Raw genomic sequence first — 14,575 nt, forward strand, 5'->3', positions numbered from 1 at the left:
GCCGGTTTCGGAGTGCCTTATGACCCAGACTTCTCCATCACGCCGCCAGTTTCTCGCTGCCGTCGGCAATCTGGCCAGCGCGGCCTGGGTGACCTTGAACTGGCCACAGATCGCATCCGCCGCCGAGCATGTCGGGCATGGTCATGGCAGCGCCGGATCTGGCGAGGGGCATACGAGCTTTACGACGCTGAGCCCTGCGGAAGCGGCCAATGTCGATGCGGTCGCCAACCAGATCGTGCCGGGCGGCGCCATGCCGGGCGCGCGGGATGCGCATATCGTCTACTTCATCGACAATGCGATGGGCAGCTTCTTTGCTGAGCAATGGCCGTCCTTCAAGGCTGGCCTGACCGAGTTCAACGCTGGCTATGCCGCGAAACATGGAACGCAGGCGCCATTCTCCGCCGCGCCGGACGCCCAGCAGATCGCCTGGCTCAAGGAGGTCGACAAGACGCCCTTCTTCCTGGCGGTGCGGCGGCTGACGGTCCTCGGCCTCATCGCCATGCCCAAATATGGCGGCAATTTCGAGGGGGTTGGTACCAAGCTGATCGGCGTGGTCGACAGCCATTATTGGGAGCCGCCCTTCGGCTATTACGACAAGGATTATCCGGGGTTCGAGCCCTATCCCGGCACCAAGCCCTACATGGCCTGACGGAGGCGCCCCATGGATCGCAAGACATACAAGACCAGCGAAACAGTCGATTTCATTGTCGTCGGCTCGGGCGCTTCGGGCGGCATCATGGCGCGGGAACTGGCGCGCGCCGGCAACAGCGTCGTGGTGATGGAGCAGGGGCCTCGGCTGGAAGCCTACGAGTTCGAGCATGACGAACTGAAGTACCGGCACCTGTCCGGCATCACCAACAGCCCGACGGCCAATCCGCAAACCTTCCGCAGCGACCCGAGCAAGCCGGCGCAGCGCATGGAGCGGAATGCGCTGACCTATGCGCGCGTCGTCGGTGGCAGCAGCGCGCATTTCAACGCCAATTTCTGGCGACTGCACGAGATCGATTTTATCGAAGGCAGCCGGTGGGGCTCCATTCCCGGCGCCGATCTGGTCGACTGGCCGATCACTTATGCCGAACTCGAACCTTATTATACGATGGTGGAATGGGAAGTCGGCGTGTCCGGCCTCGCCGGTGCAAGCCCGTTCGATCCACCGCGCAGCAAGCCTTATCCGATGCCGCCGTTGCCGGTGAAGTCATCCGGCGTGCTGTTCGAGCGCGGCGCCCGCAAGCTCGGCCTGCATCCCTTCCCGGCGCCGCTGGCGATCAATTCGGTAATCTACAAGGATCGTCCGCCTTGCGCGCAATGCGGCCTGTGCGGCGGCTTTGGCTGTGAGGTGATGGCCAAGTCCTCCTCGGTCTGGACGGTGATCCCCGAGGCCGAGGCGACAGGCAATTGCGAGATCCGCTCGGAGAGCTACGTGTTCCGCATCGGCATGAACGATGCCGGGCGCGCCACCGGCGTCCATTATTTCGACAAGGATCGCAAGGAGCAGTTCCAGAACGCCCGCGCCGTGGTGGTGTGCGCCAATGGTGCGGAGACGCCGCGGCTGCTGCTCAACTCCGCGACCAATGCCTTCCCGGATGGGCTGGCCAACTCCAGCGGCAAGGTCGGACGCTATCTAATGTGCAACAAGGGCGGCGGGGCGATGGCTCGGTTCGAGCAGCCGCTCAACGAATATAAGGGCGCGAACGTCACCCGTATCTTGCACGATTTCTACGATGCCGACGAGAAACGCGGCTTCTACGGCGGCGGCGGGTTCGACGCGCGCTCGGGCGGCCCGCTCACCTGGGGGCAGAGCGTTCCCAAGGGCACGCCGACATGGGGGCCGGAGTTCAAGGAATATCTGGAATCCTATACCTATTGGATGAACTGCTCGGGCCACGGCACGTCGCTGGCGCAGGAGACCAACCGTGTCGACATCGATCCCGAACTCAAGGACGAGTGGGGCATTCCGGCGATCCGGGTGACGTACAAGGATCACCCTGACGACACCAAGCATGCGAACTGGCAGGCCGATCGGGCAGTGGAGATCATGGATGCAGCCGGCGCGACGCAGGTGGTCCGCAGTGAAGTGGGCGAAGGGCGCGGCGGCGTCCACCTGCTCGGCACCTGCCGCATGGGGAATAACCCGGAGACCTCGGTCATCGACAAATATCACCGGACCCATGACGTGCGGAACCTGTTCCTGTGCGACGGATCGAGCATGGTGACGTCCGGGCGCGGTCAGCCCACGCAGACGATCGAGGCCCTGGCCTTCCGCGCGGCCGAACATATCGCCCGGTTCGCGCGGACCAATCAGATCTGATCGCATGCGAAGGGGGCCGCCTGACACCAATCAGACGGCCCCTGAGCTGGCGCATTAGATGCGTTCGCCGGCGTGAATGGCGGCAATGACGGTTATCGCTACGCTCCCGCAATCACCCCATCGACTCTCATCATGACTTTGTCCTAAACCTGTCGTCGAGATCGATGATTTGGGTCATGCGCGTTCCTTCGCCGCCAAGTAGCGTCGGAGCGCTCTGGGCAGATGATATGCCCGGCACGCTGAGCCGGGTTCAAAGAGGAGCTGGATGAATGAACCAGATGAGCAACGTGAAGCTCGAGCAATTCCCCTATTCGGAAGCGGCCAAGAAGGCGCTCGCCCGCAAGCCGCAGCTGTTCATCGACGGGCAGTGGGTGGATTCCACCGGCGGTGAGACTCTGGGCGTGATCGATCCGAGCTCCGGCAAGGAAATCAGCCGCTTCGTTGACGCGAGCGACGCCGATGTTGATCGCGCCGTAGCCGCTGCCCGCCGCGCTTTCGACGATGGCCGCTGGTCCGACCTGCCGCCCATCGTTCGCGAGACGATGATGCGCAAGCTCGCCGATATCCTGGGCGCCCATGCCGATGAACTGGCCGAGCTGGAAGCCATCGACAATGGCAAGCCCAAGGGCATGGCCGGTGCCATCGACGTGCCCGGCGCCATCGGCATGATGCATTATATGGCAGGCTGGGCGACGAAGCTGGGCGGCGAGATGATCGAGCCCATGTCGGCACCGCGCGGTGCCTTCCACAGCTATGTCCGCCGCGAGCCGATTGGCGTCGCCGCGCAGATCGTGCCGTGGAACTTCCCGCTGCTGATGGCTGTGCTGAAGATCAGCCCGGCGCTGGCCGCTGGTTGCACGGTGGTGCTCAAGCCGGCCGAGCAGACCTCGCTCACCGCGCTGCGGCTGGCCGACTTCATCGCCGAGGCAGGCATTCCGGCGGGCGTGGTGAACATCATCACCGGCAATGGTCACACCGCTGGCGATCGGCTCGTGCGGCACCCCGATGTCGACAAGGTCGCGTTCACCGGCTCGACGGAAGTGGGCAAGATCATCAACCGCACCGCGACGGACAGCCTCAAGCGCGTCACGCTGGAGCTGGGCGGCAAGTCGCCGGTGATCGTGCTGCCGGACGTCGACCCCAAGGTCGTCGGCCCCGGCACGGCGCAGGCGATCTTTTTCAATTCCGGCCAGGTCTGCGTCGCTGGCTCGCGGCTTTATGCGCACAAGAGCGTGTTTGACAGCGTGCTGGAGAACTTCGTGGAAGCCTCCGCATTCTGGCAGCCGCGCGCCAGTCTCGATCCCGATGCGCATATGGGGCCGCTGGTCAGCGACGAGCAGATGCAGCGCGTGATGGGCTATATCGAGGACGGCAAGAAGGCGGGCGCCTCTGTCGCCGTCGGCGGCGATGCGCCGGCCAGCGAGGGCGGCTATTATGTCAACCCGACCGTGCTGGTGGACGTGAAGCCGGACATGCGGGTGGTGCGCGAGGAGATCTTCGGCCCCGTCGTTGTGGCCCAGCGCTTCGATGATCTGGATGAAGTCGCGCGGCAGGCGAACGATACGAGCTTCGGCCTTGCGGCCGGCATCTGGACCAAGGATCTCTCGGCCATGCACAAGCTGGCCGCGAAGCTGAAGGCCGGCACGATCTGGGGCAATTGCCACTCGATGATCGACCCCGCGCTGCCGTTCGGCGGTTATAAGGAAAGCGGCCTTGGCCGCGAGCAGGGCCGTCAGGGCGTCGAGGCCTATACCGAGCTGAAATCGGTCATCATCGCCCTTTGATCCACACATGAGCGCCCCCTCCTCCGTTGGGGAGGGGGCGAGATCGGTCGAGGGACATGGCGGACCCGGACGACATCCGGAACTTTCTGCGCGTCGATGCGCGGATCACGACGTCCGGGCGACTTCAGCCGGGCGATCCTGCGCGCCTTGCCGAGATTGGTGTGCGCCATGTCATTAATCTCGCGCTGGACAGTCACCCGGAGGCCCTGCCGAATGAAGCCGCGGAGATGGCCGAGGCAGGGCTGCGTTACACGCATATCCCCATCCCCTTCGATGCGCCGACCGAGCAGCATTATCAGGCGTTCGTCGCGGCGCTGGAGGCCGATGACGCGCCGGTGCACATTCACTGCATCATGAACTGGCGCGTTTCGGCCTTCGTCTATCGCTACCGCCGGGACGTGCTCGGTGTCGCCGACGAACAGGCACGGGCGCTGATGACGCAAATATGGGATCCTGCCGACATGGCGAAAGCCGGGAGCAGCCCGGACCTTGGGCCGTGGACCGAGATCATCGCGCCGCGCTAGACGGTGCGCAGGGAGAGGAGAGAGGCCATGACAGACTTTGCGGGGCGGCATGTGATCGTCACCGGCGCATCCAGTGGCATAGGACTGGCGACGGCGCGGATGCTCGCCGCCCGTGGCGCGAGGGTCTCCATGCTCGCGCGGCGCAAAGAGGCGCTGGCCGATCAGGCGCGGGCCATCGGCGATCATGCCGCCGCCTTCGCCGCCGATGTCGGTGACAAAGCCGCGCTTGAAGCCGCGCTGGCAGACGCCGTGGGGCATTTCGGGCCGGCTTATGGGTTGTTCGCCAATGCCGGGCTCGCGGGCAACTTCGCGCCGGCGCTGGCCTATTCGCCCGAGCTGTTCGACGAGGTGATCCGTGTCAACCTCACCAGCGTCTTCTGGGCGATCCAGGCGCTCGCGCCGGGAATGGTGGAAGCGGGCGAGGGCAGCATCCTCGTCACCGGATCGATGGCCAGCAAGCGCGGCATGGCGATGAACCCGGCTTATGTCGCGTCCAAACATGGCGTGCTTGGCCTCTCGCGCGCCATCGCCGTCGAACTGGCGCCGCAGGGTGTGCGGTGCAACTGCATCGTGCCCGGCTTCATCGAGACCCCGGCCTTCGACCTGATCCCGCCCGAGCAAGCCGCGCGCATCAATCAGCGCGTGCCCCAGCGGCGGATGGGCAGTGCCGATGAACTGGCGGAGGTCGCCTGCTTCCTCCTCTCGCCGGCTGCCAGTCATGTGACGGCGCAGAACTGGGCAGTCGATGGCGGCGTGCTCGATACGCTCGAAGTTTAAGGAACCCTCAGGATGACGCTCAAATATTACCACGCCGAGCCGCTGGCCAATTCGCTCAAGTCGATGATCCCCTTGAAGGAGAAGGGGTTGGCTTATGAATCGATCTATGTCGATCTCCACAAGTTCGAGCAGCATTCGGACTGGTTCAAGGAGATCAACCCGGAGGGGCAGGTGCCGGTGCTGGTCCATAATGGCGCCGTGATCACCCACACGACCGTCATCAACGAGTATCTGGAAGACGTCTTTCCCGAAGTCCCGCTGATGCCCTACGATCCGCTCGGCAAGACCAAGGTGCGCTACTGGAACAAGTTTGTGGACGAGCATGTCATGAACTATGTCTCCATGCATGGCTGGCACCGGCTCGTCGGCGTGATTGCCCGCAACATCGAGAATGGCGAGTTCGAGAAGTTGCTCGAGCATATTCCGCTCCCCGATCAGCGCAAGAAATGGGCGACCGCGCGCTCTGGCTTTTCCGAGACGGACCTCGCCAACGCGACCGATAAGATCATCTATGCGCTGCGCAAGATCGAGGCCCAGCTTGGTGAGACGCCCTGGCTGGCCGGCGAGATGTACACGACGGCGGACATCAATTTCTTCAGCCATTGCGGCGCGATGGTAGAGCGAATGTTCCCGGAGCTGGATGTTACGACCAACTATCCGCGGATCGTCGATTGGCGCGAGCGGGTGAAGGCGCGCCCGGCCGTCGCCGAGGCGCTGGCCAGCGAAGATCGCACCGCGCCGGGCCTGCGGACATGGTCTGGCGACCGCTAGGCGCTGTAGCCGGCGACACAGTGAATTGAGATGAGTGAAGGAGTTTGACGATGCGTGCATGGCAACTGGCGGCGGGGGCCACCTCGATCGACGATCTTCATCTGGTCGAGCGCGATCAGCCCGCGCCCGGCCCCGGTCAGGTGGCGATCCGGGTTCATGCCTGTTCGCTCAACTATCGCGATCAGGCGGTGGTGCTCGGGCGCTATCTCGGCGGTCCCGTGCCCAGCCCGACGATCCCGCTTTCCGACGGGGCTGGCGAAGTCATTGCCGTGGGTGCGGGTGTGACGCAGTTCAAGCCGGGCGACCGGGTGGCCGGCACCTTCTTCCAGAGCTGGGACGATGGCCCGCCCAATCCGGCTGCGGGCCTTGCGCTCGGTGCGGTAGGCGCTGACGGGATGCTCGCCGAAGTGGTCGTTCTGCCTGAGCAGGGCGTGGTCCCCATCGCCAAGTCGCTCAGCTATGCCGAGGCGGCTTGCCTGCCCTGCGCCGGTGTGACGGCCTGGAACGCGCTGTTTGAAGGCCCACGGCCGGTCAAACCCGGCGAACGCGTGCTGCTGCTTGGCACCGGCGGGGTGTCGATCCTCGCGCTGCAACTCGCCAAGGTGGCGGGCTGCGAGGTCATCATTACCTCCTCCAGCGACGCCAAGCTGGAGCGCGCCAAGGCGCTGGGGGCCGATCATCTCATCAACTATCGCGAGATCGAGGACTGGGGTCAGCATGTCTCCACCACGATGGGCGGCGTCGACAAGGTTGTCGAGGTCGGCGGTGCCGGCACGGTGCAGCAAAGCATGGCCGCACTGCGCCACAATGGTGAGGTTGCACTGATCGGCGTGCTCAATCCCGTTGGCGGGCCTAACCCATCAGGCCTGATGTTCGTCGGCGGCACGCTGCGGGGTATTTTCGTCGGCTCGCGCGGCATGGCGCGGCGACTGGCTGCGGCAATCGACGTCAACGGCATCAAGCCGGTCATCGGCGCCCGTTATGCATTCGAGGATGCCAAGGCGGCCTTCGCGCATGGCAGCGGTTCGGAACATTTCAGCAAGGTGGTGATCGACGTTCGCTGAGATCGCGTGGCCCGCTTCATGTTCATACCCGGGGCCTGGCATAGCGGGTCGTGCTCCGAGCGTCTGCGCGCGCCGCTGGGGCGGGCCGGGCACAGCATGATCGCGCTCGACCTGCCGGGTGCCGGTGGCGCTGCGCGCGCCATGGCGCAGGTCTCGCTGGAGGGCTGGGCGCAGTTTATCGTTGGGGAGGCCCGGCGTCAGCCTGCGCCGGTGATCCTGTGCGCCCATAGTCGCGGCGGCATCGTCGCCAGTCAGGCGGCCGAACTGGCGCCGGAGGCGTTCGCAGCGTTGGTCTATATCAGCGGCGCGCTCATCCCCGATGGGCAAAGCCTGTATGACGTGATCGGGCGCTCGATGGAGACGGGCCGCTTCGGCGCCGCGCTCAGCCCGGTCCATGGAGGCCTTGGCTTGCGGTTCGATCCAGCGGCTGCGGCGGAATTCTTCTATCAGCTGTGCAGTCCTGAGGACCAGCGGCAGTCGGCCGCGCAGCTTATCGATGAGCCGGCCAGGCCATTCGGCACAGCGCTGCGCCTCACTGTGGCTCGCTTTGGCCGCGTACCGCGCCATTACATCGAATGCGCGCAGGACCGGACCTTTCCATTGGACGTGCAACGCGCGATGCAGGCGGTGCTGCCTTGCCGCAGTGTGACCACGCTCGAAAGCGACCATAGCCCGTTCATTTCCATGCCGGAAACCCTCGCGGGTGCTCTGGCGACCATCACAGAACAAGAATGAAGAGGAGAAACGGATGACCAAGAAATTTGGCTTCGGCGGCGACATCGGCACCATCTGCCAGATGGCCTATGTGGTCCGCGACATCCATCAGGCGATCGACTGGTGGATCGAGCGCACGGGCGTCGGGCCCTGGTTCGTCCTGCCGAGCTTCGGGGGGCCGGATCATGTCTATCGCGGCGAGACGTGCAAGAGCAGCAGCGCCATCGCGATGAGCTTTGCCGGCTCGACCAATATCGAGCTGATCCAGCCTTTGGACGACCATCCGTCGGTCTACAAGGAGACGATCGATCGCGTGGGCTATGGCTTCCATCACTTTGGCGTCGCGCGCGAGGACATCGAGGACGAGGTGGCGCGCCGGATTGCCCGTGGGGAAACATTGGTCCAGCGGGCGCCGGTTCCGACCGGCGGCTCTGTCGCGTTCTTCGAGGGTGGGCCGGGCGCGCCGGGCTTCGTAGAACTGATTCCCGCCACGGCGGGCATGGATGCAGGCTTCACCGCCTTCTGGGAGCAGACGCAGGATTGGGACGGCCGCGACCCCGTCCGGCCCTTCCTGTGAGCCGGTTTAGGCCCCGCTCGGCCTCAATCATATTGCGCAGCAACATCGCGGTGCCTGATACCGCCCGCCGTGGAAATGGCATGAACCGGTGATCCGTGCGAACCGGCTCCGAAGGGACCCGAAACTGGTTCGCTGGTGCAGCATGAACGTGCAATTTTTTGACGCCGTTGCGAGGTGATAAATCCCTATCAATTCGCTAATTTCTGCGCCGGAGGGTCTGGGCGGCCTTCCAATTTTTCGTTTGTGTAACATACAAAATTTCGTATGTTCCGCCCGTCCATCGATTCGACGTTGTCGTCGAACGCAGACCCTTGTTTCTCGCGATCCAAATGGAGAGGCTCTCTGATGTCCAACCCTACCAATCTTGAGCAAGTGCTCAACGCCGCCGGCAATCCGGTGGAAATGCTGCGCAACAGCCAGATCGGCGCCTATGTGTATCCGGTCGTTGCTCCGGAATTCTCCAACTGGCGCTCCGAACAGTGGGCCTGGCGCAACGCTGCGGTGCTGTTCGATCAGTCGCACCACATGGTCAACCTGTTCATCAAGGGCAAGGACGCGCTCAAGCTCCTGACCGATACGATGATCAACTCGCCCAAGGGCTGGGAAGTCAACAAGGCCAAGCAGTATGTGCCCGTGACGCCTTATGGCCACGTCATTGGCGACGGCATCATCTTCTGGGAAGAGCCCGAAGTGTTCTGCTATGTCGGCCGTGCGCCGGCTGCCAACTGGCTGCAGTACCATGCCGAGACCGGCGGCTACGACGTCGAGATCGTCTATGACGACCGTTCGCCTTCGCGTCCGATGGGCAAGCCCGTCAACCGTAGCTACTGGCGCTTCCAGATCCAGGGCCCGAACGCCTGGGACGTGATCGAGAAGTTGCATGGCGGCAAGCTCGAGCAGCTCCGCTTCTTCAACATGTCCACCATGAACATCGCTGGCCGCTCCGTGCGCACGCTCCGTCACGGCATGGCCGGCGCGCCGGGCCTCGAAATCTGGGGTCCGTACGAAGAGATGGAAGACATCCGCGGCGCCATCGTTGAGGCTGGCAAGGATCTCGGCCTGGTGCAGGTCGGTTCGCGCGCTTATCCCTCGAACACGCTGGAATCCGGCTGGATCCCGAGCCCGCTGCCGGCCATCTACACCGGCGAGAAGCTGAAGGCCTATCGTGAGTGGCTGCCGGCCAAGAGCTACGAAGCCACCGGCGCGATCGGCGGTTCGTTCGTCTCGAACAACATCGAGGATTACTACACCAATCCTTATGAGATCGGTTACGGTCCGTTCGTGAAGTTCGACCACGACTTCATCGGCCGCGATGCGCTCGAAGCCCTCGACGCTTCGACGCAGCGCAAGAAGGTCACGCTGGCCTGGAACGGCGACGACATGGCGAAGATATACGGTTCGCTGTTCGATGCCGACGCCGACTCGCACTACAAGTTCTTCGACCTGCCGCTGGCCAACTATGCCAACACCAATGCCGACGCCGTCCTCGACGCCGCTGGCAACACGGTCGGCATCTCGATGTTCACCGGCTACTCGTACAACGAGAAGCGCGCGCTTTCGCTCGCGACGATCGACCACGAGATCCCGGTTGGCACCGAGCTGACGGTCCTGTGGGGCGAGGAAAATGGTGGCACGCGCAAGTCCACCGTCGAGCCGCACAAGCAGATCGCTGTTCGTGCCGTCGTGAGCCCGGTTCCCTATTCGGTGACCGCGCGCGAGACGTACGAAGGCGGCTGGCGCAGCGCTCGCGTCGACGCCTGATCCTGATCCGTTGCGGGCGGCCATCCTCCGGGGTGGCCGCCCCGACGACCTTCTAAAAACACAGTAAGCCCTAATCGAGGCGAGGACTTTTCATGGCTACGGCAACCCTGGACAAGACCGCACTGGCGCGGCTGTTTGAAGACTACTCGCTCGAAATCACGCCCAAGGACGTGGAAGCGCTGCAGAATGCCGCGCACATGATCCCGCAGGGTACGCTCATTTCCTGCACCTTTTTGCCGGGTGCCGAGTTCGAGGATCGCGTCCGCGCGGCTCGGGCCATTCAGGACCTCGGTTTCAAGCCGGTCCCGCACATTTCCGCCCGGCGCCTTCTGGTGAAGGAAGACCTCAACCGTTTCCTCGACATGCTCGCCGCGCAGATCGACCTCAAGCATGTCTTCGTGATCGCCGGCGATCCCTCCGAACCGCTTGGGCCCTATGATGACGCGCTGGCCGTGATTTCCTCGGGCACGCTCAAGGAATATGGCATCCAGCATGTCGGCATTTCCGGCTACCCGGAAGGCCACCCGGACATCACCAACGAAAAGCTCGTCAAGGCGATGCATGACAAGGTCGCCTCGCTCAAAGAGCAGGGGATCGACTATTCGATCATGACCCAGTTCGGTTTCGATGCCGATCCGGTGCTCGACTGGCTCAAGCAGATCCGCGCCGAGGGCATTGACGGCCCCGTGCGCATCGGCCTTGCCGGCCCGGCCTCGATCAAGACGCTCCTCCGTTTCGCCGCGCGTTGCGGTGTCGGCACCTCCGCCAAGGTCGTCAAGAAGTACGGCCTCTCGATCACCAGCCTGATCGGCAGCGCCGGTCCCGATCCGGTGATCGCCGATCTCGTCCCCGCGCTGGGCGAGGAACATGGCAAGGTCCACCTCCATTTCTATCCGTTCGGCGGTCTGGTGAAGACCAATGAGTGGATCGTGAACTTCAAGGGCAAGCAGGGCATCTGACGCTCCGGCGTCCGTTGCCGCTCAATTAATTCCAGACAAAGACGGTCGGCCCGTTCCGGGCCGTATCATGGAAAGGCTAGGAGAATCATGGCTCAAGGCTCCGACATCGAAATCGCACGCGAAGCGAAGATGCAGAACATCGCCGAGGTCGGCGCAAAGGTCGGCATCCCGCAGGACGCGCTGCTGAACTACGGCCCTTACAAGGCGAAGCTGTCCTGGGACTTCATCAACAGCGTCCAGGGCAATCAGGATGGCAAGCTCATCCTCGTCACCGCGATCAATCCGACGCCGGCAGGCGAGGGCAAGACCACGACGACGGTCGGCCTTGCTGACGGCCTGAACGCCATCGGCAAGAAGACGGTCGCTGCGCTGCGTGAGCCGTCGCTCGGCCCGTGCTTCGGCGTCAAGGGCGGTGCCGCCGGCGGCGGTTATGCGCAGGTCGTGCCGATGGAGGACATCAACCTCCACTTCACCGGCGACTTCCACGCCATCACCTCGGCGAACAACCTGCTCGCCGCGCTGATCGACAACCACATCTACTGGGGCAACAAGCTCGGCCTCGATCCGCGTCGTATCGCATGGCGTCGCGTGCTGGACATGAACGACCGCGCCCTGCGTTCGATCGTGAACTCGCTCGGTGGCGTGTCCAACGGCTATCCCCGCGAGGACGGCTTCGACATCACCGTGGCGTCGGAAGTCATGGCGATCCTCTGCCTCGCTTCGGACCTCAAGGATCTGGAGCGTCGGCTCGGCAACATCCACGCCGGCTACACGCGCGACCGCAAGGCCGTGCTTGCCCGCGAGCTGAACGCCTCGGGCGCGATGACCGTCCTGCTCAAGGACGCGCTGCAGCCCAACATCGTGCAGACGCTCGAAAACAACCCCGTGCTGATCCACGGCGGCCCGTTCGCGAACATCGCACATGGCTGCAACTCGGTGCTCGCCACCAAGACGGCGCTCAAGATCGCCGACTATGTGGTGACCGAAGCCGGATTCGGCGCTGACCTTGGCGCCGAGAAGTTCTTCGACATCAAGTGTCGCAAGGCTGGCCTGAAGCCCTCCGCGGCCGTCATCGTGGCCACCATCCGTGCGCTCAAGATGCATGGTGGCGTCGACAAGGCCGATCTCGGCACGGCAAACCCTGACGCGGTGCGCAAGGGCGGCGTCAACCTCGCCCGTCACATCGAGAACGTCCGTCAGTTCGGCGTGCCCGTGGTCGTGGCGATCAACCAGTTCGTCACCGACACGGCCGAGGAAATGGCTGTCGTTCAGGAAATCGCGGAAGCCGCTGGCGCCGAAGCGGTCGAGTGCAGCCACTGGGCCAATGGCTCCAAGGGCACCGAAGAGCTGGCCCGCAAGGTTGTCGCCCTCGCCGAGGGCGGTTCGTCCAACTTCGCACCGATCTACGAGGACGGCCTCTCGCTGTTCGACAAGATCGACACGATCGCCAAGCGCATCTACCGCGCTAGCGAAGTGACCGCCGACAGCAGCGTGCGCAACAAGCTCAAGGGCTGGGAAGCCGATGGCTATGGCCATCTGCCGGTCTGCATGGCCAAGACGCAGTACAGCTTCTCGACCGACCCGAGCCTGCGCGGCGCGCCGACAAACCACGTCGTGCCGGTGCGCGACGTGATCCTGTCGGCAGGCGCTGAGTTCATCGTTGCGGTGTGCGGCGATATCATGCGCATGCCCGGCCTGCCCAAGACGCCGTCGGCGGACTTCATCCGTCTGGACGACAAGGGTCAGATCGAAGGTCTGTTCTGATCAATTAAGATTGAAGGAGGCTAGCGGCCTCCTGCTTTGAGAGATTGGCCTGTCGGCGTTGCTGGCGGGCCATTTTCTTTTCCGGTTAACAAGTATTTACCGCGTATTAACCATCGGTTAAACAGTCCTTGTCTGTGGGGGGCAAGCGAACGATGGTGCGCTATAAAGTGATGCTGGTTTTCGGCACGAGGCCCGAAGCCATCAAGATGTTTCCTGTCTATGATGCGCTGAAATCTCTACCGCAGATCGAGACGAAGGTCTGCGTTTCCGCACAGCATCGGGCCTTGCTCGACCAGGTTCTCGACCTCGCCGGGGTTGTGCCGGACTTCGATCTCGACATCATGGCGCCGGACCAGACGCTCGATACGTTGACGGCGCGGCTCATCCTCGCCTTGGGTGCCGTGTTCGACGCCGAACGGCCCGACAGGGTGTTGGTCCACGGCGATACCAAGACTGCAATGATGGCCGCCCTTGCGGCTTATTACCGCCGCATTCCGGTTGGGCATGTCGAGGCGGGCTTGCGCAGCGGCGATATCTACAACCCATGGCCCGAAGAGGTGAATCGCCGCATCATCGCCTGCGCGGCCAATCTGCACTTCGCCCCGACGGCGGGGGCGGCGGCAGCGCTGGAAGCCGAGCATACCCAAGGGCGGATCATCGTGACGGGCAACACGGTGGTGGATGCCTTGCTCGCGACTCAGGTCAGGCTGCGGGAGCAGCCTTTTTTGGCGGGCTCGATCGCACCCGTGCTGCGGCGCTTTGCAGGGCGCCGGATCGTTATCGTCACCAGCCACAGGCGGGAGAATCTGGGGCAGGGGCTTTCGAACATTGCCGCCGCCATCCGCACCCTCGCCCAGCGCGACGATGTGGCCATCATCTGGCCGGTCCACCCCAATCCACAGGTCCGCGCCACGCTGGAGCCCGCGCTTTCCGGCCTGGAGAATGTCGCGCTGATTGAGCCGCTGGATTATCCAGGATTTGTAGGCCTGTTGGATGCAGCTTCCCTGGTGTTGACGGATAGTGGCGGCATCCAGGAAGAAGCGCCCAGCTTCGGCAAACCGGTGCTGGTCATGCGCGAGACGACCGAACGGCCAGAGGGCATCGAGGCAGGCACCGCCCGTCTCATCGGCACCGTCCCTGATCGCATAGTCGCTGAAGTCGCGCGGTTGCTGGACGACCCGCAGGCCTATGCCGCCATGGCCCATGCCCATAGTCCTTTCGGGGATGGCCAAGCCGCCGCGCGCATCGCTGCAATGCTGGCCGAGGAAGCCGCAGCGCGATGGGTGGTGGTGCCCAGTCTGGGAAATCTGCAATCGGTTTCCCAGGTGCAGAGCGCGCCCTGAGCGCGGCTTGCATCATGATCTCGTCTGCGATCGGGGCGAATAACCTGGCCGGGTCTATGGCGTGCGAGTCATTGTGGAAGTCGGGCGAATGGCCTGCACCTCGCGTATCGGCGGTTTATATGGGATTCGCAATGCAGGCTGATTGGAATCCCCGACATGTCCCTTCGAAGCAGTTCGATTCGTCTCCTTCACCAAGTCAACGGCAAGGAGCAGGTCATCCACCAATCAA

13 protein-coding genes are annotated in these 14,575 nt (G+C 63.7%); all 13 read left to right on the plus strand.

The features are described 5' to 3' along the window. Window positions 1–19: 19 nt before the first annotated feature. The 13 genes from M2342_RS09415 (at window position 20) to wecB (ending at window position 14,346) form a co-directional block, all read left to right on the plus strand. Window positions 20–649, plus strand: coding sequence for a gluconate 2-dehydrogenase subunit 3 family protein (locus M2342_RS09415; protein ID WP_264575782.1), 630 nt, complete (start codon window positions 20–22; stop codon window positions 647–649). 12 nt (window positions 650–661) lie between these two features. Further along, window positions 662–2,308 carry a GMC family oxidoreductase gene (locus tag M2342_RS09420; protein WP_264578886.1) on the plus strand — a complete coding sequence of 549 codons (1,647 nt, stop codon included), beginning with the start codon at window positions 662–664 and terminating at the stop codon, window positions 2,306–2,308. A 269-nt stretch (window positions 2,309–2,577) separates the two neighbouring features. After that, window positions 2,578–4,092 carry an aldehyde dehydrogenase family protein gene (locus tag M2342_RS09425; RefSeq protein WP_181559658.1) on the plus strand — a complete coding sequence of 505 codons (1,515 nt, stop codon included), beginning with the start codon at window positions 2,578–2,580 and terminating at the stop codon, window positions 4,090–4,092. A gap of 56 nt (window positions 4,093–4,148) precedes the next feature. Further along, window positions 4,149–4,616 carry a protein tyrosine phosphatase family protein gene (locus M2342_RS09430; RefSeq protein ID WP_264578887.1) on the plus strand — a complete coding sequence of 156 codons (468 nt, stop codon included), beginning with the start codon at window positions 4,149–4,151 and terminating at the stop codon, window positions 4,614–4,616. A gap of 27 nt (window positions 4,617–4,643) precedes the next feature. Next, window positions 4,644–5,393, plus strand: a complete 750-nt coding sequence (locus M2342_RS09435) for an SDR family NAD(P)-dependent oxidoreductase (RefSeq protein WP_264578888.1) — start codon at window positions 4,644–4,646, stop codon at window positions 5,391–5,393. 12 nt (window positions 5,394–5,405) lie between these two features. Then, window positions 5,406–6,164 carry a glutathione S-transferase family protein gene (locus tag M2342_RS09440; protein ID WP_264578889.1) on the plus strand — a complete coding sequence of 253 codons (759 nt, stop codon included), beginning with the start codon at window positions 5,406–5,408 and terminating at the stop codon, window positions 6,162–6,164. 50 nt (window positions 6,165–6,214) lie between these two features. Next, window positions 6,215–7,228, plus strand: coding sequence for a zinc-dependent alcohol dehydrogenase family protein (locus M2342_RS09445; protein WP_264578890.1), 1,014 nt, complete (start codon window positions 6,215–6,217; stop codon window positions 7,226–7,228). Between the two features lie 18 nt (window positions 7,229–7,246). Beyond that, window positions 7,247–7,963, plus strand: a complete 717-nt coding sequence (locus tag M2342_RS09450) for an alpha/beta fold hydrolase (protein ID WP_264578891.1) — start codon at window positions 7,247–7,249, stop codon at window positions 7,961–7,963. Between the two features lie 13 nt (window positions 7,964–7,976). Further along, window positions 7,977–8,519 (plus strand): VOC family protein, encoded by a 543-nt coding sequence (locus M2342_RS09455; protein ID WP_264578892.1) that lies wholly within the window; start codon window positions 7,977–7,979, stop codon window positions 8,517–8,519. 345 nt (window positions 8,520–8,864) lie between these two features. Continuing rightward, on the plus strand, window positions 8,865–10,280 hold the full coding sequence (ligM, locus tag M2342_RS09460; protein ID WP_264578893.1) for a vanillate/3-O-methylgallate O-demethylase: 1,416 nt from the start codon (window positions 8,865–8,867) through the stop codon (window positions 10,278–10,280). A gap of 92 nt (window positions 10,281–10,372) precedes the next feature. Then, a complete protein-coding gene (locus M2342_RS09465) occupies window positions 10,373–11,239 on the plus strand; it encodes a methylenetetrahydrofolate reductase (protein ID WP_264570305.1) in 867 nt (288 codons plus the stop codon). Window positions 11,240–11,326: 87 nt separating this feature from the next. Beyond that, a complete protein-coding gene (locus M2342_RS09470; RefSeq protein ID WP_181559667.1) occupies window positions 11,327–13,003 on the plus strand; it encodes a formate--tetrahydrofolate ligase in 1,677 nt (558 codons plus the stop codon). Window positions 13,004–13,155: 152 nt separating this feature from the next. Beyond that, on the plus strand, window positions 13,156–14,346 hold the full coding sequence (gene wecB / locus M2342_RS09475) for a non-hydrolyzing UDP-N-acetylglucosamine 2-epimerase (RefSeq protein WP_264578894.1): 1,191 nt from the start codon (window positions 13,156–13,158) through the stop codon (window positions 14,344–14,346). The last annotated feature ends 229 nt before the right edge of the window (window positions 14,347–14,575 follow it).

Origin of the sequence: Sphingobium sp. B8D3A, assembly GCF_025961995.1 — a bacterium.
In the GTDB taxonomy this organism is placed as follows: Bacteria; Pseudomonadota; Alphaproteobacteria; order Sphingomonadales; family Sphingomonadaceae; genus Sphingobium.